Source organism: Endozoicomonas sp. 8E, from assembly GCF_032883915.1.
In the GTDB taxonomy this organism is placed as follows: Bacteria; Pseudomonadota; Gammaproteobacteria; order Pseudomonadales; family Endozoicomonadaceae; genus Endozoicomonas_A.
On sequence record NZ_CP120717.1, the window covers coordinates 3,686,052 to 3,705,631 of the forward strand.

Below are 19,580 nucleotides of genomic sequence, written 5' to 3' on the forward strand. Positions count from 1 at the left end.
TAAACGCGAGCTCTTCCTCTAACTTTTGTGATTTGAGAAGTTGGTTTTGATAAGAAGACACCGATTTATTTAAATGATGTTCAGACTGACCTATTGCATCATAAGTCACAATGCTGCATGATTTCTCCCTCTTATACGCTATTTATGGAACGAACTATGGCTGCATCGTTTTTGGAAATTGTGGAACTTCCAACAGGAGAGATTGTTCTGCGACGCAGTGATGACGAGGGTGAGCCCCTGCTGACTATGAAGTTTTCAGAGGAAGCCAAACAGTATCTTGAAGGGGACCATCTGCAAGTGGCAAAGGTCATGTTTGATGCTGGCATGCGCGAAGTTGCTGAACTCACTCGTCCGCAATCCTCCGAAGAAGAGATTCCTGAGAACAGAGTACTGCATTGACTCTATTTTCATGAAAATGACAGGCATCATGCAACCTGTCTGCTGCGAATAGCCAGCCCCTGACACTGTCCATTCCTGGCTGCGCTTTCAAGCTTACTTAACCACCCTTTATCCAAATGTCCCAGCCAACTGATGACTGTGTGGCTGGTTCCGGATGCCAGCGCTTTTCTGGTGAGCTCCAATGTCTGATTAATATTGTTGGAGCTAAAGATTTGCACCTTGTCATGATTTAAATCGCAATTCTTTAACCAGTGCAGGGTTCTGTTGTCTGATTTATCGGTCAGAATCAAGGTCAACCAACGATCACTGTCGCTGGAAAGCTGACTGAGAATGGGTGTCAGGAGCTGTTCGGCCTGCCAGGGTTGGCCTGACAGAATGAGTTCATTAATACTGGGTTTCAGAGAATTTTTAGTTTTCCCTGATAAAGTCTTTTTCAGGGGAGGGCGGTTATTACAAACTTTATTGGTCTGAAAGCTTGAGGCTGAAAAATTGTGCCTTTCACTGCTTGTTCGGTACAGCATAAATTCTTCCTCCTGGCATAGCCCGGACGCTTTTTGTTATTCGCACTTCAGCGTAGTGGGGCTTAAACAACAGCCGCGGGTAGTGTCTTTGGAATAATGGTCAATAGCTCATCAAGTTCTGCTTCAGGACTGATTTCTGATGACTCCGACACTTAAACCTTCGATCGCAAAAACATCCTGAGTGAGATCAACGACTATGGTTTCGAATTCGTCGTTTTCCGGATGCAGCAATATTCTGTTTTTTTGTTTCTCGAATCTTTTCACGGTGACATCATCTTCAATCCGTGCGACGACAACCTGACCGTTTCGAACATCTGTTGTCTTGTGAACGGCCAGCAGGTCACCATCAAGAATCCCGACGTCCTTCATGCTCATCCCTTTCACTCTCAGCAGGAAGTCTGCCGACGGATTGAAGAAAGCGGGGTTGAGCATAAGGTGGTCTTCGATATGTTCCTGGGCGAGGATCGGGTTACCGGCAGCAACCTGCCCAATAATCGGAAGGCCTTCAGGCTGGCTGTCTGGAATGCGGATACCACGGGAGGCTCCGGGGGTAATCTCGATAGCGCCTTTACGGGCCAGCGCCCTGAGATGTTCTTCTGCAGCATTAGGTGAGCGAAAGCCGAAAGTCTTGGCGATTTCGGCCCTGGTGGGTGGGAAACCTGTCTCTTCAATATGAGATTTGATCAGGTCCAGTATCTCGGATTGCCGTTTAGTCAGTTTGATCATGGTCACTCAATCTGTTTTTTTATACAGTATCTGTGATTATATACAGTATTTCTGTCCTGGCAAGTTATTATGGCTGGGACGATGAGCAAAAACAAACAACAGGGTTGTCAATGGTGCAGATGCGGCATGCTTTGCCACTATACTGATGAACTGTTGACTGAAATTCGCAAGCTACTTCTCTGAAGCTTTTTTGAATAAAAAATCCGGAGATGGTTAATCTCCGGATTTGGCATTTTATTTATTTATGATTGTGTAGAAGTTAATTTATTTCGCAGTGTATCCCAGGCATCACGTGAAACTTCTACTTCAAAACCATCATAAGTATGCCAAACTTTAACAAAACTATCATATTCGTAACCAAGCCATTCTAATATTTCTTCTTTGATTTCAAAGGCGTTTTCCTTAATATCAGTTTCGATAACTAATTTAGAATTAAATGCATTGGCACTTTTGACATTAAAATCCCCTTTCGGGTCAATCCTATGTTGTATTAGTTTACTCACATCAACACTTTCATCGTCAGACAACCTATATTTTAAAGAATTAATAGTTTCTTCAATAATTTTTGCGTCTTTTTTTGATTCAAGTATTTTTCTGTAATTTGTATTATTTTCGATGGGTGTCATTTCGCTGTCAGCTACCAAGTCATTAGGATTCGCTCTTTTATCAGATTTCAAATCATTAGATTTCAAGCTTTCAGCTGAGTTTTTCCCGGCCGCATAAAATTCTAAAAAACTGCCATCTTTAATCAGCATCTCCACCAACCGATTGCCTTGTCCATCTACAATGGCAATGTAACCAGGGGAGACAAAATGAAAGTGTGGTGGTTTTTTTGCACCGAAGCCTCTGAGCGTTCTTGTTGCGGCAGTGGCAACTTGACCATAAGCTCCCTCTTCATTAATGGATACTTTGGTCTTCTGAAGAATTTCCAGATCACAATTTGAGGGTTGGCCTAATCTTGTTAAATCTTCAGACTTTATGACATCGGCTCCAAATGTCTGAGAAATCTTTTCGAGTAAATTGGTGTCACAACTGCCGTCTATTTTTATTTTGGGTAGCATTAGATCCATCTTTTTTTTACGGCCATTTAATCCGTCAATCAGGTGATTGATTGTATCAGAATCAAGGTTATTAATCCCTGTCGGACTGTCATCAGGCGTTATTATTGCGACTAATTTAAGATCTTCACCATTCACTGATCGGAATTCTTTGCCAATGGCACCAAACTTTCTGTTATCAAAAAATTGAACATTTTCAGTTGATTTCATCATCTTGACGTTTTCAATCATACTTCCGTCTGCGCAAATAAATTTGCCTGAGGCAGTTTTTTCTTTAGAAAATGGACGCTCCCAGAAACCGTCGAATTCCATCACATTGCCAATTACCGTTTTAATCAGTTCTCGTCGAGCTTTAGAATGACCATGAAACAACTTTTTGATTTTTCCATTGGTCTTCTCTTTCACGAAGTCTTCTGCGACGTCGGCCAGGCACCTCTCATGGTCAGGACGTTCCAGCTTTTCGGTTTGATAACATTCAGACAGTATCTGATTAAGCTGCTCATTCATGACGGCAGAGGCAGAACCTATAAAGTTGGTACAAGACATTGCCTGTTTCAGATCCGGATCTTCGGCGTAAGGATGGTTTACACTGAATTCACCGAGTTTTTTATGGATTTGAGTCTCCAGCTCATCAGTTAATTGTTCTTCAGAGATACCCAGAACTGCTGCCTTCCTGGCTTTATCATCCATACACGCAAGAAGCATTCCCAAAACCGGAGCCAGACTGGTAGAAGACACTACTTTGCTTTCGTCGTCCCTGACACCTTTAGCGCTGAGGATGCCTAATGACACTTTGTCCAGCAGTTTTTTAACAATATCAGAAGCTTGTGAGGTGGTCTCAAAGGATGAGTCTGGCAGATTAAATGGCTGCCACTGCGCCGTATTGATAGAAGGTCTGATAGAGTCCATAGTCTTCTCTCCTTTTCCTGATACAAATTAATTAGTGAGAATAAACTCACTGCTTCCATGCTGAGCAAATAGACATAAATGTTGAGTTGCAGCATTGCCATTACTAATTGATATTAAAGTATTTCCTTTCTCTGAAATCACTGACCGGTTAGTTAGTTACGATAACACCTTATTCCCTGCAATAGAGTCTGGTTGCCATAGTGGAGGTATCTCTGCCCGAAAACTTTAATTGTCCGTCTTTGTAACCTATGGGGACCACTATAGGTTAAGCTTTTGTTAATAAAAAATCCGGAGGTGGTTAATCTCCGGATTTGGCATTGTATATATCTATGATTGTTTAGAAGTTAATTTCTCCCGAATTGTATCCCAGGCAGAAAATGAAATATCTACCTTAAAGCGATTAGAATCCTCCCAAATTTCAATAAAACATTGATTTTTGTAATTAAGCCATTCTATTATTTTTTCTTTGATTTTAATGGCGTTTTCCTTGCTGTCAGTTTTGATAGATAATTCAGATTTAGTTGCATCAGCACTTTTGATATTAAATTCCCCATTCGGATCAAAACTATGATGTATTAATGCGCTTACATCAAGACTCAAAAAATATTTATCATCATTTAACTTGTCTTTTATAGATTGAATAGTTTTTTCAGTTGTTTTTACGTCTATTTTGGATGCAAATCTTTTTGTGTGATCTGTAGAATTTTCCATAGAAGTTCTTTTGCTATCAGCTATCAAGTCATTAGGTTTCAAACTTTTATCAGCTTTCATGTCATTAGATTTCAAAGTTTTAGCTGAGTTTTCTTCGCCTGGATAAAATTCAAAAAAGTCGCCATCCTTAACGATTAACTCAAGTAACCGATTACCTTTTTTGTCTACAATGGCCATGTAACCAGGGCAGACAAAACCAAAGCTGGGGATTTTAGAAAGACCCCTTTCAGTAATTTCTGCCTTAGTTGCAACCTTGCCTCGAGCACCTTCTTCATCAATGGTTGTTGTGATCTTCTGAAAAACCTTAAAATCATGATTCCAAAAGTTGCCGAGTCTTGATAAGTCTTCTGCGCGTATTACATCGGTTCCAAATTCCTTGCAAATTTTCTCGAGTAATTGAGAATCACAACTGTTTTCTATCTTTATTTTAGGTAGTGTTATATGAAATTTGGCTTTATTGCGATTTAAACCGTCAATCAGATAATCAATTGTTCCGGAATCAAGTCTGTTAATTGCTGTCGCACTTTCTTTTTGCGGTGTTATCGCAACTAATTTAAGCTCTTCTCCATTCGCAGATCGGAAATTTTTGGCAATGGCACCAAATATATTATTAAAAGAATAGTGACAGACTTCTGTCATTCTCATCATCTTGACATTATCAATACGAGTTCCATCTGCACATAGAAATGAACGCGCGCATGTATTTTTTAGAGGAAACGTATGCTCCCAGCTACACAGGAATTCCATCACATTACCTATGACCGCTGAAATTTTATCCAGTTGAGTTTTCGAATAACCTTCAAACAACTTTTTAATTCTTCCATTGGTTTTCTCATTAATGAAATCTTCTGTAACTTTCCCTATGCAACTGTCATGACACTCCAACTTTTTAGTTTGATAGCATTCAGACAGATTCTGTTCAAACTGCTCATTTCTGGTAGCATCCCTGGTCGCTATAAAGTTAGCGCAAAAGACTGCCTGATCTTCATCACCATGATTACCGTAAGAGTGGTCTTTGCTGAATTCACCGAGTTTTTTATGGATTTCAGTCTCCAGCTCATCGGTTAAGGATTCTTCGGGGATTCCGAGAATCAATGCCTTTCTGGCTTTATCATCCATACTCAACAGAATCATACCCACTACCGGAGTCAGGCTGACAGAAGAGACTACCTTGCTTTTGTCGTCTTTTTCACCTTGAGTACACAAGATCGCTAGTGACAGTTTATTCATTAGTTTTTTAACAATCTTTGAAGCCTGTGAGGTGATCTCGAAGGAAGTTGCTGGTATATTAGATGGCTGCCATTGCATAGTTTGGCTTAAAGATCTAGTTGTTCCGGTTGAGTGGGTAAAAGAGTCCATAGTATTCTCTCCTTGGTTGCTACAAATTAAGTGAGAATAAACTCACTGCTTCCATGCTATTGCAAATAGCCATAAATGACGATTACAGCATTGTCAGGCTTTACTGAAATATCGGTTGGGTTTGTCGTGTTTACTATGCTTAGAAACTGTTGCTAATAAAAAACTCCGGAGCTGATCAGTCCCTGAATTTAGCATTATATTTATTCACGATTTACTAGCAGTTAACTTTTTCAGCAGAGTATCCCATGCATTAGATTTAACTTCAACTCTAAAATATTCGATAAAATTTTCAAACCTAAATAAATCCTTATATTCTTCTCCAATTAATTCTAATATTCTTTTTTTAAGATTTTTGGCGTCATCCAAAGAAGCGACATCGATATCTAGTTCGGGTAAGCACTTTACCCGAGCGTTAATAATATCAAGCTCTTCATCCTGGTTAAATCTATGTTGTATTAAAATAGTCATATCACCATAGCGAAGAGGATTGGAAAGAAACTCATTGATTCTAATTTCAATAGCGTCTTCAATATTTTTTATATTATTTGCGCTTTTTTGAACTGCGTACCATCTAGCATCAAATGTATAGTTTCTTTTGGGAGTTAGATCATCATCGCTATCGGAGTCATCAAAGCTATCAGAGTCATCAAAGCTATCAAACATCAGATCGTCAGAGTCCTGGTTTTCCACGGTTTCCAAAAATCTGTCATCCTTAATGACCAAATCAAGCAACCGATTACCTTCTGAGTCTACAATGCCAATGTAGCCAGGGCATAGAAATTCAAAGTCAGGGATTTCAGGATCGTCCTTTACGGTGGTTTTTTCGGCATTGGTAACTGGCTTGCAAGCATCTTGTTCATCAACGGTTACTGTAATGTTCTGAATCATATTTAAATTTTGGTCTGCCTGTTCGCCTAATTTTGATAAATCTCCTGCTACTAGTGTGTTGATTTCACATGCCTGATGAATTCTTTTGAATAATTGGTTTTCACAAGTTTCCATGTTTATTTTTGGTAGCTTTACGTTTAATGTCATTTTATTATCATTTAATCTTTCAATCAGGTGATCAATTGTTTCAGAATCAAGAAGTGTAATTAAGAACGTAGATTCAATACGCGGTTTTATTGCGACCAATCTAAGGTTTTCTCCATTTATAGATTTTAATTCTTTGGCAATGGCAATGAATTTTCCGTTGTCAGCAATTGGGAAATTATCAGTTGTACTCATCATCTTAACTTTCTTTAAATCAATTTCAGTTGTACACATAAAATTGCCCGTGGTGATTTTATCTGAAGATAGACTTGTCTCCCAGATGCCCTGGAAATCGAAACTCATCGCATTAACTATGGCCGCTGTAATTTCATGCCGTTGAGCTTCAGAATAACCATCAAACAAGCTGTTAATTTTGCCATTGGTTTTCTCCTTAATGTATGTTTCTGTGACGTCCGCTACGCAACTGACATGACACTCAAGTTCGGTTTGATAACATTCAGACAGCCTCTTTTCAAACTGCTCATTCCTGCTGGCATCTTTAATCGCTATAAAGTTAGTACAAGAGATTGCCTGTTTTTGACCAGGATGCTTAACGTAAGCGTGGTTTACACTGAGCTGGCCGAGTTCTTTGTGGATTTCAGTCTCCAGCTCATCCGTTAAGGCTTCTACGGGGATTCCCAGAATCATTGCCTTCTTGTCTTTATCATCCATGCTCGCCAGAAGCATGCCAAGATTGGCAGCCAGGCCAACAGAAGACAGCGCTATACTTGATTCGCCGGTAAAGTCCAGAATTGAGAATTTTACTCTATCCATCAGATTTTTAACGACCTGAGAAGCCACTACGGTGATCTTGGAGGATGTGTCTGGCAGATTTAATGGCTGCGGTGACAGTGATGTTCGTTCTATTGAATATCCGAGAGGTTGCATAGGCTTAACTCCTTTCCTGATAACTAAATAGTCAGCGAACTCACTGCGTCCACGCTTTGAAATAGCTGTAAATCGTGAGTCACGACGCAGCCATTTACATCTAATAGTTAAGAATTTGTTTTCGCAAAAATCACTAACCGGTTAGTCAGTTACGATAACGCCTTGCTCCCTGCAATAAAGTGGTGCGTTTGAATGCACCTGAAGGGTGGCTGTCATAGAGTGTAAGATAATGGGTATGCAAGGTCGTCCAGAGCATTGGCTCGAAGCGCTGACTTGATGTCGATTCAAGCTGCAGCAGCCTTGACAGTTCAGGGCCAGATACGTAGGTTTTAAACAGTCGTTTAATAAACTTATAAAATGCTTTGTACCATGGCACAACTTTCTACTGTCGAAAGAATTCTGGATTCAGCCGAGCTGCTCTTCGCTGAACATGGCTTCTCAGAAACTTCCTTAAGAACCATTACCAAGCAGGCAGGGGTTAACCTGGCTGCAGTGAACTATCACTTTGGCTCCAAAAAAGCCCTGATACAGGCGGTTTTTACCCGTTTTCTGGACCCCTTCATGAAAGGGCTGGATACCACTCTGGATGAGTGGTCCGATCAGAGTGGGCCACCTGATCTTGAAGCTGTGCTTGAGATACTTGTTGACCATATTCTTGCTGTGAAACCCAGAAGACCCGATGACATCTCTATTTTTATGAAACTCATGGGGCTGGCTTTCACACAGAACCAGGGGCATTTGAAGCGTTATCTGACGGAAACTTATGGAACCGTCTTCAGCCGATACTTTGAGTTGCTGTTCAAAGCCTGTCCTGACCTTCCGATAGCCGATAAATTCTGGCGTACCTATTTCAGTCTTGGTTCTGCTGTCTTCTCAGTGTCTGGCGCCGGTGCACTTCTCTCCATTGCCGAGAGAGATTATGACATTGATGACAATCTTGAGAACATTATGAGAAGAATGGTGCCATTTATGGCAGCTGGTCTGCGCGCTCATGCCACCTATGATAATGGTCGATAATGTTTATTCGGGTTGCAGGCTCTCAAGCCTGAGCCACATCAAAGCCAGTCAATACGAGATTCATCTGTGCACATTAATGTTAGAATTGCCTCGCAGACCCTGGAGCTGATACAAAAGGGTGCAGCAACGATTTGTTACTCTGTATCAACCGCCAGTAGGGGAACAGGGCAGCAGGAAGGCAGCTGGCAGACTCCACTGGGGCATCATATTATTCGTGCGAAAATCGGTGAGGGTCTCCCTCTCCATGCTGTTTTTGTAGGAAGACGCTATACGGGTGAGATCTATTCACCCGAACTACTTCGACAATACTCTGAACGTCGGGACTGGATTTTGAGCAGAATTCTCTGGTTAAGTGGTCTTGAACCCGGCTACAACCGTCTGGGAAATGTCGATACCATGCGACGATATATCTATATCCACGGATCGCCCGATACCGCTGTGATGGGCGAGCCGGGTTCAAGGGGCTGTATCAGGATGCATGGTCATGACATGATTGATTTATTTGACCGGGTTCTTCCTGGAACTACTATTGATATTCTGCCTGAGTAGTTTTATCGCATGCAGACGGGTCAGGAGAGCAAGAAAAGTATGTATAGGCATGATCATAACAATGCGAAAAATAATGGCGTTCTGATAATCGACCTTGAGGGTCAGACCCTCCAGCCTGAAGAGCGGGAACTACTCCTGCATCCCGGTGTTGCCGGTGTATTGTTTTTTGCCCGGAATTACCACGATCGCAAACAGTTGTGTGATCTGGTCAGAGACATAAGAAGTATCAGACAGAACCTGATTCTGATGGTGGATCAGGAAGGTGGCAGGGTTCAGCGTTTCAGGAACGACTTTACCCGTTTGCCACCTGCAGAGCGTTACGCCAGCTATTTCAACTGTGATCCCCAGAAAGCCCTGGAGTTGGTTGAGGATTGTGGCTGGCTTATGGCAGAAGAACTACTCTCCTGCGGCCTTGACATGAGTCTGGCTCCAGTTTTGGATCTGAATCTGGGTCTGACGGATATAGTGGGCGATCGAGCCTTGGGCTGTGAGCCAGAAAACGTAATTAAACTGGCTGGTGCGTGGTGCAGTGGTGTCCGTGAATCAGGAATGCCCTGTATAGGTAAACACTTTCCCGGTCATGGCAGTGTTAATGAAGATTCTCATCTGACCCTGCCCAGGGACAGTCGTTCGCTGAATGCCATCCAGCAGCAGGATATGGTGCCATTCAAAGCCCTGATAGAGCAGGGCATAGAAGCGATTATGCCCGCTCACATTGTTTTTCCTGATGTGGATGATCAACCTTGTGGTTTTTCATCAGTCTGGTTGAAAGACATCCTTAGAGAGCAGATCGGCTTTAATGGATTAGTTATCAGCGACTGTCTGACCATGGAGGGTGCAGCTTCAGCCGGACGTTACACGGTCCGTGTTGAAAAAGCCTTGAATGCGGGTTGTGATTTATTGTTATTGAGCAGCAGAGAGGGTGTCCGGGAAGTTCTGCCCTGGCTTGAACGGTCTTCTTTCTCAACGCCTGATCTTTCACCTCTTCAGGCCCGTGGCGGTCGAGCTCTGGAAGAGCTGGTGACTATGGATCGCTATCTTAGTTGCAAGGACAGGCTGGATTACCTTTCTGAACGATTTAACTGATCTGCCATAAAACGTCATTAGAATGATTTCAATGCTTTGGGAATGGAATCATTCTCAGTGTCAAGTGTCCCGTTCTCGATCCGGAAGTTTAATAATGTCTCTTTCTTACCCTTTTCTTCATGAACTGGATATTCCCCACTGGGTTATTCAGATCGTTATTGTCCTGCTGATTTCAGGCGTTATCAATCTGATCTTGTCCAGAGTGTTTGATCATCTTTCCAGAGATGGTCGTGCAGCCCTTACCCCTTGGGATGATGCCGTTATCAGGGGACTCAGAACCCCTGTGACCCTGCTGATCTGGGTCATTGGTTTCTGCTGGATTGTTGCTGTAGTCGCCAAGGCTACGGATTCTGAGTTAATCGATGGTCTGAATAACCTCAGGGATGTCATTATCTTGACTCTGGTGGGTTGGTGCATTATCCGTTTCATTCGTCAGCTGGAACGAAACTTACTGAATCCTGAACTGGCAGGCGATAAGTCTAATGATCCAACGACCATAGTAGCGATTGGCAGATTAAGCAGAATTGTGGTCATCATCACCTGTTTTCTGACTATATTACAGTCACTTGGCTACAGTATCTCAGGTCTTTTGGCATTTGGTGGTGTGGGAGGTTTAGCCGTTGGTTTTGCCGCTAAGGATATGCTGGCCAATTTCTTTGGTGGTCTGATGATTTACCTGAATAAACCCTTCCGGGTTGGTGACTGGATTCGTTCTCCAGATAGAAACATTGAAGGCACTGTGGAATACATTGGCTGGAGAGAAACCCGCATCAAGACATTTGATAAGCGACCACTCTACGTTCCCAACGCCACTTTCAACAGCATTTCTGTTGAGAATCCATCACGAATGGAAAATAGAAGGATCAAGGAAACCGTTGGCCTGAGGTATCAGGATGGCCAGAAGGTGGAAGTGATCGTTGAGGAAATACGACAGTATCTGAACGACAACGATGAAATCGCCAGCGATAAGACTCTTCTCGTATCGCTCAATGCCTTTGGGCCCTCCAGCCTTGATATTTTAATCTATTGCTTTACATGTACCAGAGACTGGGCAGAGTACCTCAGGGTCAAACAGGATGTCCTGGTCAGGATAATGGCTATTATCCATTCTCATGGTGCTGATATTGCCTTCCCGACCCGGACGCTCGATCTCCCGGAAGAGTGGCTCGGCAAGTTGAAGCAGACACCGGCAAAAACCGCTGAGCGAGCTATGATAGATTGATTTCAACCCTTCAGTGTTGAAATCAAAGTAATGTTCGTCCAGCTTTTATCCCTCAGGGATAATTTCAATGGTCCGAATATAACTGGGAGGGTGATGGCCGATATCCCCCTTACCACGGGGTTTTCTTGTGCGAGGAGCAGGCAATGTTTTGGGAGGTTCTTCTTAAAGGGGATAATATCGATCTTCTGACAGCGCCTGTGGCTGCACTTATCGTTTCCTGGTTCAGTCACTTCCTGCTTGGTCGATGGGCTCAATCCGAGAATCAATCGGTGAGAGCCTGTCTGGCCTCAGCTTTTCGTCCTCCGTTGTTGCTTCTTCCGTGGTTATTATGTTTTTTTTATCTCGCTCACTGGTTTGTTGACCACAGTGAAGAAGAAGGCCATGACTGGCTGGCCACATCAGAAACCGTCTCCTCAGTATTACTTCCACTCTGGCTTCTTCTGAGACTCATCAGGCAGTTACCGAAGATTGCCGAGATCTCGGGCGTTCAAGATAAAGATCTCGACTTGGCCAGAACCCTGTCCCGGTTTTTTCATATTGTTCTGATTGTTCTGGCGGTAATGATTCTGGCGCAAAAGTTAGGCTATTCGCTCTCCGCCCTGCTGACTTTTGGTGGCGTAGGCGGCTTGATTGTGGGTATGGCTGCCAGGGAATGGTTGGCCAACTTCTTTGGTGGTTTGATGTTAATGCTGGATAAGCCCTTTAAAGAAGGCGATTGGATTCGTTCTCCGGACCGGCAAATAGAAGGGCACGTAGAACATATTGGCTGGCGACTGACCCAGATAAGAAATTTTGATCGCAGACCCGTGTTTGTCCCGAATTCGGTCTTCACCAGTATCGTTTTGGAAAATCCATCCAGAATGCGTAACCGCCGGGTTGTTGAAAACTTTGGTATTCGCTACGAGGATCTGGACAAGATTCCCGCCGTCATGAATGAGATCACGACTGAATTTCTGCAGCATCCCGAGCTGGATTGTTCGGAGCCCCACTATGCAAGGTTTCTTAAATATGGGGATTCATCACTGGAGTGTCAGGTCCGCGTACATGTCATTCCCAAGGGCAGAGTGGACTTTGTCAGAGTCCAGGAAAGCGTCATGTTGATCATTGCTTCTGCGGTGCAAAAAGCAGGGGCGGAGTTCGCCTATCCGGTGATGAAAGTGATTCATAAAGCGAATCCTGAACCAGAGTCAGGCAACTCACCTGATACTGATACCCACTGATTAAGATGAAATAGGGTCTGGCCGATAAGGGCTAAATGAATATTCTTATCGTTGAAGATGCTCGTGACCAGCGTTTGATGCTCTCCGTGGTGTTGAAAAAGCAGGGGCATCAGGTACTTGAAGCCGGAAATGGCATACAGGCTCTGGAGATTCTGCAGGAACATCAGGATGTCAGAATTATCATCAGCGATTGGATGATGCCTGAGATGGATGGTCTGGAACTGCTCAGGCAGACCCGAAAAACAGATCTTGGACGTTATATCTATTTTATCCTGCTCACCGGTAATGCAGATCATGAGGCGGTTGTTGAAGGCATGAATGACGGGGCAGATGACTTTCTTGCCAAGCCGGTTAATTTTGATGAGTTGGCTGCCCGCCTGAAAGCAGGGATTCGTATCATCGAACTTGAGACGCAGCTCGAACAGCAGAACACACAATTGGTTGAAGCGATTCAGACCGTTGAAAAAGATCTTGAATCAGCGGCCAAAGCCCAGGAAGTTTTGCTGGCTCAACCGGCAACCATACAACATGTTTCTTTTGACTGGTTTTTCAAGCCCAGCAAAATACTGGGTGGGGACATGTTTGGTTATCAGGCTATTGATGGCGAAACGCTCGGGTTCTATCAACTGGACGTGGCCGGGCATGGTATTCCCTCAGCGCTCTTCTCGTTTACTCTGAATAATATTCTCTCAGAAACATCGGGCAGAGGCTCCATCGTCAAGGAAACATTGGATCATGAGCCATTCAATAAGGTGCGTGCGCCCGAAAAGGTTCTGGCCTCATTGAACAGGCGGTTTCAGCTGACACCGGAATCAATGCTTTATTTCACCATCGCCTATGGACTTATTAATAGTCGCACAGGTCAAGTCACATTATCCCAGGCGGGTCATCCGCAACCCTTATGGATTCATCGTGATAAAGCCTTTGTAGAGCCCGTAGCGGGTGGAGGAGTACCCATCGGTATGATGCCGGATATGGAATACACTTCGAGCACTTTGCAGTTTCAGCCGGGTGACCGCCTGTTTCTCTATTCTGACGGTGTGACAGAATGTGAAAACACTGAAGGTCAACAGTTTGGTGAGACCCGTTTGTTGCAATGCCTGCAAGATACTTTAGATGAAGATTTAAAATCAGTTATTGACCAGGTAGAGAAAAATGTCAGAGACTGGAGTGAGCTGGACCGTTTCGATGACGATGTGACCTACCTGTTACTGGAATGGAAACCTTAAAAGCCAGGAGGATGGCATGGCGTTTGAACACCACGAGGAAGGCCACATTACGGTGGTCCGGATTAATGAGTCCCGTCTGGATGCTTCCGTTGCCGAAGCGTTTAAAACCTATGTGTTTGATCTGATTGAAGAGGGCAAATCCGATATAGTTGTCGATCTTGCTGAAGTACGTTTTATGGACAGCACAGGCTTGAGTGTGCTGGTAGCCGGTCTTAAGAAATTGTCAGGTGACGGATCATTCGGTCTGGCTTCTGCTCAGCCTGCGGTGCAGGATCTGTTTGATCTTACGTCCATGGATAAATTGTTCAAACTCCATGGTTCAGTGGCTGAGGCAGTTAAAGGGAGCTGACATGTCACAGGTGCTGAAGCTGGAAATCGACAGCCAGTTATCCAATACAACGCTAGTGGCTATGGCGGTCAGAGGTGTCTGTGCCATGACCACCCTATCTCCTGTTGAAATTAATCGGTTAGAGCTTTGTCTGGTAGAGATTGTCAACAATGCCATTGAGCATGCTTACGAGAATGAAGCGGGTCATCCGGTGGAAGTGTGTATCAATCTGGACAAGACCATGATGAATATCTCTGTTAGTGACTGGGGACAGAGTATTCCGGACGATGTCATGCAGAATAAGACTGAAATGGTGGTTGATCCGGAGCATCCTGAAGCCTGGTTATGCAGTGGTCGTGGTCTGCACATTGTGAACAAGCTGATGGATCAGGTGACCTACGAGTCAAACCAGGACAAGAACAGCTTTATCATGAAAAAAGAGCTGCGCCACTGACAGCTCTTATTGTACCAATCGAACTTTCTAACCCCCTGTTGCGCTAAAGATTTGAGCCTTAATCCTGCGTTTGCGATCGTCGCCATAGCTAAGGGTATGACTCCTCACGCCGTCTTGTCTTAGGCTCAAATCTCCATGCTCATCACGGGAGTTAGAAAGCACGATTGGTATTAATTCGAATCAGCTGCCTTTCTGATCAATAATTCCGGGTAGAATGCCAAGATCCGGGCTTTTTTCCTGGTCAACTTCCATTTCAGGTAGCAAAGGCTTATCCGGTTTTTTATAAGGCGTCAGCTTGAACAGAACGCCAATGACCGGACTGTCCAGGTACTGAACCTCATCACTGTTTTTGATTCTGCGACTTTCCTGTAAATGAAAATTACGGGAAATCTTCATGGGCTGACCGTCAGGTGCCGTGACCAGTTGCAGATTTTTATCCAGGGTTGGTTGCTTTTGAGATTCCGGGTGCGACTGAACATTCTCCATGTTTTTTGCCAGTGCTTCCCAGGCCAGTTCGCTGTACCAGAGATTAACTTTTACGTGCAGATAACGACTGGAGCTGACCGTAACGGTACCTTCCAGCATACTCGGTTTTTTACTTTGTGTGTTGTAGCTGCGGATCCTGATTGGCCTCGAACTTTTGCCTTCCTTGAGCGGCATCAGCCAGGCTTTTTGATCGAGAATCCGGTAGCCATCATTTTTGGACAGGGCACTGCTTTCGCTCTGCAACAACTGTGATGGGTAGGGCAGGGACACAAAGGCATCCCGTTCCAGATCTGTTGCAGGCTTTTTGTCAGGACGATCCAGAACGTCAGTGAGATCAGAAGAGGTTCCTTTTGCCTCCGTCCCGGAGTTGAAGGATTTTAGTTTAATGGTGTCAGCGGGAAGAGGGTGAGCAGTAATCTCAGGCCATTTCTCATTGCCACTCATACTCTGCTCGTTCAAAAATACAATCATGTCGGCCTGGTACCACTGCGTATCCTCACTGGCAATGGCCGTCATGGAGATTGTGCCCAGAAGTAGGGTACCGATCGCTTTTTGAATCATGCCGAGGGCGACATTTTGATTAACAGTCGTTTTTATCAGCTCAAGGCGTTTCATAAAATCCCTGCTCAATCCTGAAACTCGTTGACCTTCAGTCTGGTGTGCAGCTGTGTGCCACTGCCGAGGTATCTGAATAGTGGACTTCAAAAGTGTGGTCATGCCGTTTCGTAAACAGTTTTAAAGGACTCAGAGCCGTATGAAGCAGTCATTGATCGAAAAGACGCATGACTGCTTCTCACTCTTGTGGAGCCAGTCGATCATGCCGCCAGTCGATCCAGTAGTTGCTCAAGCAGCTTGAATCGAGCTTCGGCTTTTTCCATGGAGCCACTGTACTTCAACACGCTGCTACCTTCCAGTTTGTATAGGTGCGGCTCGGATTGAATCAGCTGAATGATCGCAATGGGGTCGATGTCCGGTTGATTGTTAAATTCGATTCGGGCGCTGGCGGCACCGGCATCGATTTTAATAATACCCATTTTTTCGGCTTTTAACCTGAGGCGGGTCTGCCGAAACAGGTTCTTGGTCTGTTCCGGTAGCAGGCCGAATCGGTCAATCAGTTCAACCTGAAGGTTTTTCAGATCTTCGTCGTTATTCGCTGCAGCAATTCGTTTATAGAGAATCAGTCGGTTATGAACATCATGAATATAGTCTTCAGGAAGCAGTGCGGGTAGGCGCAGGTTCACATCGCTGCCTTGCTGCAAAGGTTTGTCCAGGTCCGGTGTTTCACCTTTTCGGATCGCTTCCACCGCTTTCTCAAGCATTTCGGTATAGAGTGTAAAGCCAACATTCTGAATCTGCCCACTCTGTTCTTCACCCAGCAACTCACCCGCCCCCCGAATTTCCAAGTCATTGGATGCCAGCATAAAGCCAGCTCCCAAGTCCTGGGCTTCGGCAATGGCTTCCAGTCTTTTCAGGGCATCCTTGGTCATGGATTTTGGTGAAGGTGTCAAGAGATAAGCGTAGGCCTGATGATGAGATCGACCGACCCGACCTCTCAACTGGTGCAATTGTGCCAGACCAAACTTGTCCGAGCGGTGGATGATAATGGTATTGGCATTCGGTATATCAATACCTGTTTCAATGATGGTAGTACAGACCAGGATATTATGTCGCTTGTGATAGAAGTCGGACATGACCTGCTCCAGCTCTCTTTCACGCATCTGACCGTGACCGACTGCAATACGTGCTTCAGGAATAAGCTCCCGCAAATCAGAAGCCGCCTTCTCGATACTGGAAACTTCGTTGTGCAGGTAATAGACCTGACCGCCGCGCAATAGCTCACGCAGAATGGCTTCTTTGACCAGTAATTTGTCGTTTTGCCGGACAAAGGTTTTAACTGACAGCCTTCGGGCAGGTGGTGTGGCGATGATTGACAGGTCGCGAATACCCGACATTGCCATATTAAGTGTCCGTGGGATCGGGGTAGCCGTCAGAGTCAGAATATCAACTTCGGAACGCAGGGATTTTAGCATTTCCTTGTGCCTGACTCCGAAGCGGTGCTCCTCATCAATAATCAATAGACCCAGATTCTTGAACTTGAAATCACCCTGAATCAGTTTGTGGGTACCAATAATGATATCCAGTTTGCCTTCTGCGACTTTCTCCTTGAGCCCTTGAATCTGCTTTGCCGATTTGAAACGTGAGGCTACGTCGATTTCAACGGGCCAGTCGGCAAAACGGTCACGAAAGCTTTCGTAATGCTGCTGAGCCAGCAGGGTGGTCGGGACCAGGATCGCTATCTGCTTGTCACTTTGAACCGCCAGGAAGGCAGCTCTCATGGCCACTTCTGTCTTGCCAAAACCGACATCACCACAGACCAGTCGGTCCATGGGTTTACCCTCAGACATGTCTTTTATGACATTGATAATCGCCTGCTGTTGGTCCGGTGTTTCCTCAAACGGAAAGCCGGCAGTGAATGCGTGATACTGCTGATCCGGTGCCGAAAAAGCAAAGCCCTTTCTGGCTTCTCGTCGGGCGTAGATGTCCAGTAGCTCTGCTGCGGCATCTCTGGCCTTCTCAGCCGCCTTGCGACGAGCCCTGGTCCATTGTTCGCTGCCAAGACGGTGCAGGGGAGCAAGCTCATCATCCGTGCCGGTGTAACGGGCAATAAGATGCAGAGAAGCGACAGGAATGTAGAGTTTAGCTTCGCTGGCGTACTCCAGGGTCAGGAATTCAGTTTCCTGATCATCAACGGACAGGGTTTGAAGACCACGATACCGTCCTACGCCATGATCAATATGGACCACTGGAGCACCTTCTCTCAGCTCGGTCAGGTTACGGATGGTTTGATCGGTATCGGTCTGGGTATCGCCCCTTCGCCTGCGGCGCTGCATAACTCTCTGGCCCAGAAGCAGAGATTCCGGAATCAGGGCAATATTCAGATCTTTGAGAAAGAATCCTGACGCTAAAGTACCCACGGTAATCCCCAGCGTCTCTTTTCTGCTCAGGAAGGTATCCCAGCTGTTGAATGGATCGGGGCGAATATCGGACTGTGCCAGCATTTCCAGCAGGACTTCCCTGCGACCCGCGCTCTCAGTCACCAGAAGAACCCTCGGCCCTGATTTGATCAGGTCTTCAAGAGGCTGCAAAGGATTGTTTGCACGGGCATTCAGGGTCAGCTCAGGTAATGGCTGGTGATCAAGGTTGAAGCTGTCCGAGGCGTCAACACACTCGGCTGACAGGATAATACGCGGGTATTGTTTCAGGGCCCGGTTGATTTCTTCTGAAGGCATCAAAACCTTTGCGGGAGGCAGAAGCGGACGGTTTTGATCGACTTTCCGGTTTTCGTAGCGATCCGTCAGATCCTGCCAGAAGTGCTCAATCGCTTCCTGCACGCCCTGATATTGAATGATCGTTGTGTCAGTGGACAAATGATCAAACAGCGTGGCTGTCTTTTCGAAAAACAGGGGGAGGTAGTATTCAATACCCGGACTTGCCATTCCCTGTCCTATGTCCTGATATACAGGGCACTCTCGATGATCCACATCAAACGCTTCTCTGAACAGACTGCGGAAGCGATCCCTGGAGGTTTTGTCCATCGGGAATTCATGGCCCGGAAGCAGTTCTATATGATCAACCTGTTCAATGGAACGCTGGCTTTCCGGATCAAAGACTCGCAGGGTATCGATTTCATCATCAAACAGGTCAATCCGGTAGGGGGTATCGGAACCCATGGGGAAGATATCCATGAGTGAGCCCCGAATAGCGAACTCACCATGCTCATAGACGGTTTCAACACAACGATAACCCGCCTGTTCCAGTTGTTGCCTTTTCTCGGCAAGTACAAAGGTTTCACCCCGCTTCAAAACCAGACAGTTGGATTCCAGATAATCCCGGGGGCAGAGTCGGTGCAGCAGGGTGGAAACCGAGATGATCAGCAGGGTCTTTTCGCTGCGGGGCAGGCGATAAAGGGTTTTCAGCCGCTGGGAAATGATGTCCTGATGGGGAGAAAAAGCATCGTAGGGCAGTATTTCCCAGTCGGGGAAGTGCAGGATCCGGATGGACTGATCACCTTTAAGGAAGAAGCTCAGTTCTTCTTCAAGGGCATTGGCCTGAGCGGAATCCGGGGTAATAACCAGTAGCGGGCGACGGGTTGACCGGGCGGCGCTGGCTACGGCGTATGAGCTTGTTGACTGGCTCAAATGACCCCAGAAGGTTTTATGCCCTGGAGTCTCTGGAAGCTGGAAAGAAGATGAGTTCAAGTTGGCCTGCGACATGAAAGGTGACTTGTTCTGTATACGCTAGATCCGCAATTGTAGCTGCTCGGAGCGCCAGATACCATGCACTATCGCACCAACAGTCTCCTAAATATCGAAAGAGCGATTGGAT

General features: G+C 45.3%; 16 protein-coding genes. 9 read left to right on the forward strand and 7 right to left on the reverse strand.

What is annotated here, in order from left to right; translation table 11 throughout:
- Positions 1-156: 156 nt before the first annotated feature.
- Entirely contained in the window at positions 157-399 is a 243-nt protein-coding gene (locus P6910_RS12065; protein WP_317146487.1) for a hypothetical protein, read from the forward strand.
- A 26-nt stretch (positions 400-425) separates the two neighbouring features.
- Here P6910_RS12065 and P6910_RS12070 read toward each other — a convergent pair whose 3' ends face one another.
- The 5 genes from P6910_RS12070 to P6910_RS12090 all read right to left on the reverse strand — a co-directional run bounded on the left by P6910_RS12070 (position 426) and on the right by P6910_RS12090 (position 7,603).
- Positions 426-920 carry a SulA-like leucine-rich domain-containing protein gene (locus P6910_RS12070; RefSeq protein ID WP_317146488.1) on the reverse strand — a complete coding sequence of 165 codons (495 nt, stop codon included), beginning with the start codon at positions 918-920 and terminating at the stop codon, positions 426-428.
- A 123-nt stretch (positions 921-1,043) separates the two neighbouring features.
- Positions 1,044-1,646 (reverse strand): transcriptional repressor LexA, encoded by a 603-nt coding sequence (gene lexA / locus P6910_RS12075; RefSeq protein WP_410493908.1) that lies wholly within the window; start codon positions 1,644-1,646, stop codon positions 1,044-1,046.
- 242 nt (positions 1,647-1,888) lie between these two features.
- On the reverse strand, positions 1,889-3,613 hold the full coding sequence (locus tag P6910_RS12080; protein WP_317146489.1) for a serpin family protein: 1,725 nt from the start codon (positions 3,611-3,613) through the stop codon (positions 1,889-1,891).
- Positions 3,614-3,940: 327 nt separating this feature from the next.
- Complete coding sequence (locus P6910_RS12085) at positions 3,941-5,683, reverse strand: serpin family protein (protein ID WP_317141549.1); 1,743 nt, start codon at positions 5,681-5,683, stop codon at positions 3,941-3,943.
- A 204-nt stretch (positions 5,684-5,887) separates the two neighbouring features.
- Positions 5,888-7,603, reverse strand: coding sequence for a serpin family protein (locus P6910_RS12090; RefSeq protein ID WP_317141550.1), 1,716 nt, complete (start codon positions 7,601-7,603; stop codon positions 5,888-5,890).
- A gap of 369 nt (positions 7,604-7,972) precedes the next feature.
- On the opposite strand from P6910_RS12090, the gene P6910_RS12095 reads away from it, so the two are divergent.
- The 8 genes from P6910_RS12095 (at position 7,973) to P6910_RS12130 (ending at position 14,708) form a co-directional block, all read left to right on the forward strand.
- Positions 7,973-8,620, forward strand: coding sequence for a TetR/AcrR family transcriptional regulator (locus P6910_RS12095; RefSeq protein WP_317141551.1), 648 nt, complete (start codon positions 7,973-7,975; stop codon positions 8,618-8,620).
- A gap of 66 nt (positions 8,621-8,686) precedes the next feature.
- Positions 8,687-9,169, forward strand: a complete 483-nt coding sequence (locus P6910_RS12100; RefSeq protein WP_317141552.1) for a L,D-transpeptidase — start codon at positions 8,687-8,689, stop codon at positions 9,167-9,169.
- A gap of 39 nt (positions 9,170-9,208) precedes the next feature.
- Entirely contained in the window at positions 9,209-10,255 is a 1,047-nt protein-coding gene (gene nagZ, locus P6910_RS12105; RefSeq protein WP_317141553.1) for a beta-N-acetylhexosaminidase, read from the forward strand.
- A 94-nt stretch (positions 10,256-10,349) separates the two neighbouring features.
- A complete protein-coding gene (locus tag P6910_RS12110) occupies positions 10,350-11,477 on the forward strand; it encodes a mechanosensitive ion channel family protein (protein WP_317141554.1) in 1,128 nt (375 codons plus the stop codon).
- Between the two features lie 143 nt (positions 11,478-11,620).
- On the forward strand, positions 11,621-12,697 hold the full coding sequence (locus P6910_RS12115; protein WP_317141555.1) for a mechanosensitive ion channel family protein: 1,077 nt from the start codon (positions 11,621-11,623) through the stop codon (positions 12,695-12,697).
- A 35-nt stretch (positions 12,698-12,732) separates the two neighbouring features.
- Positions 12,733-13,926, forward strand: coding sequence for a PP2C family protein-serine/threonine phosphatase (locus P6910_RS12120; RefSeq protein WP_317141556.1), 1,194 nt, complete (start codon positions 12,733-12,735; stop codon positions 13,924-13,926).
- 16 nt (positions 13,927-13,942) lie between these two features.
- Positions 13,943-14,275 (forward strand): STAS domain-containing protein, encoded by a 333-nt coding sequence (locus P6910_RS12125; RefSeq protein WP_317141557.1) that lies wholly within the window; start codon positions 13,943-13,945, stop codon positions 14,273-14,275.
- 1 nt (position 14,276) lies between these two features.
- Positions 14,277-14,708, forward strand: a complete 432-nt coding sequence (locus tag P6910_RS12130) for an ATP-binding protein (protein ID WP_317141558.1) — start codon at positions 14,277-14,279, stop codon at positions 14,706-14,708.
- A gap of 180 nt (positions 14,709-14,888) precedes the next feature.
- On the opposite strand, the gene P6910_RS12135 is transcribed toward P6910_RS12130, so the two are convergent.
- Together P6910_RS12135 and mfd are read right to left on the reverse strand one after the other, a co-directional pair.
- On the reverse strand, positions 14,889-15,809 hold the full coding sequence (locus P6910_RS12135; RefSeq protein WP_317141559.1) for a CsiV family protein: 921 nt from the start codon (positions 15,807-15,809) through the stop codon (positions 14,889-14,891).
- A gap of 200 nt (positions 15,810-16,009) precedes the next feature.
- Entirely contained in the window at positions 16,010-19,453 is a 3,444-nt protein-coding gene (gene mfd / locus P6910_RS12140) for a transcription-repair coupling factor (RefSeq protein WP_317141560.1), read from the reverse strand.
- Between the last annotated feature and the right edge of the window lie 127 nt (positions 19,454-19,580).

Coding starts and splice junctions, on each gene's coding strand:
- P6910_RS12065 (WP_317146487.1), top strand. CDS start 157: ATGGCTGCATCGTTTTTGGAAATTGTGGAACTTCCAACAGGAGAGATT.
- P6910_RS12070 (WP_317146488.1), bottom strand. CDS start 920: ATGCTGTACCGAACAAGCAGTGAAAGGCACAATTTTTCAGCCTCAAGC.
- lexA (WP_410493908.1), bottom strand. CDS start 1,646: ATGATCAAACTGACTAAACGGCAATCCGAGATACTGGACCTGATCAAA.
- P6910_RS12080 (WP_317146489.1), bottom strand. CDS start 3,613: ATGGACTCTATCAGACCTTCTATCAATACGGCGCAGTGGCAGCCATTT.
- P6910_RS12085 (WP_317141549.1), bottom strand. CDS start 5,683: ATGGACTCTTTTACCCACTCAACCGGAACAACTAGATCTTTAAGCCAA.
- P6910_RS12090 (WP_317141550.1), bottom strand. CDS start 7,603: ATGCAACCTCTCGGATATTCAATAGAACGAACATCACTGTCACCGCAG.
- P6910_RS12095 (WP_317141551.1), top strand. CDS start 7,973: ATGGCACAACTTTCTACTGTCGAAAGAATTCTGGATTCAGCCGAGCTG.
- nagZ (WP_317141553.1), top strand. CDS start 9,209: ATGTATAGGCATGATCATAACAATGCGAAAAATAATGGCGTTCTGATA.
- P6910_RS12110 (WP_317141554.1), top strand. CDS start 10,350: ATGTCTCTTTCTTACCCTTTTCTTCATGAACTGGATATTCCCCACTGG.
- P6910_RS12115 (WP_317141555.1), top strand. CDS start 11,621: ATGTTTTGGGAGGTTCTTCTTAAAGGGGATAATATCGATCTTCTGACA.
- P6910_RS12120 (WP_317141556.1), top strand. CDS start 12,733: ATGAATATTCTTATCGTTGAAGATGCTCGTGACCAGCGTTTGATGCTC.
- P6910_RS12125 (WP_317141557.1), top strand. CDS start 13,943: ATGGCGTTTGAACACCACGAGGAAGGCCACATTACGGTGGTCCGGATT.
- P6910_RS12130 (WP_317141558.1), top strand. CDS start 14,277: ATGTCACAGGTGCTGAAGCTGGAAATCGACAGCCAGTTATCCAATACA.
- P6910_RS12135 (WP_317141559.1), bottom strand. CDS start 15,809: ATGAAACGCCTTGAGCTGATAAAAACGACTGTTAATCAAAATGTCGCC.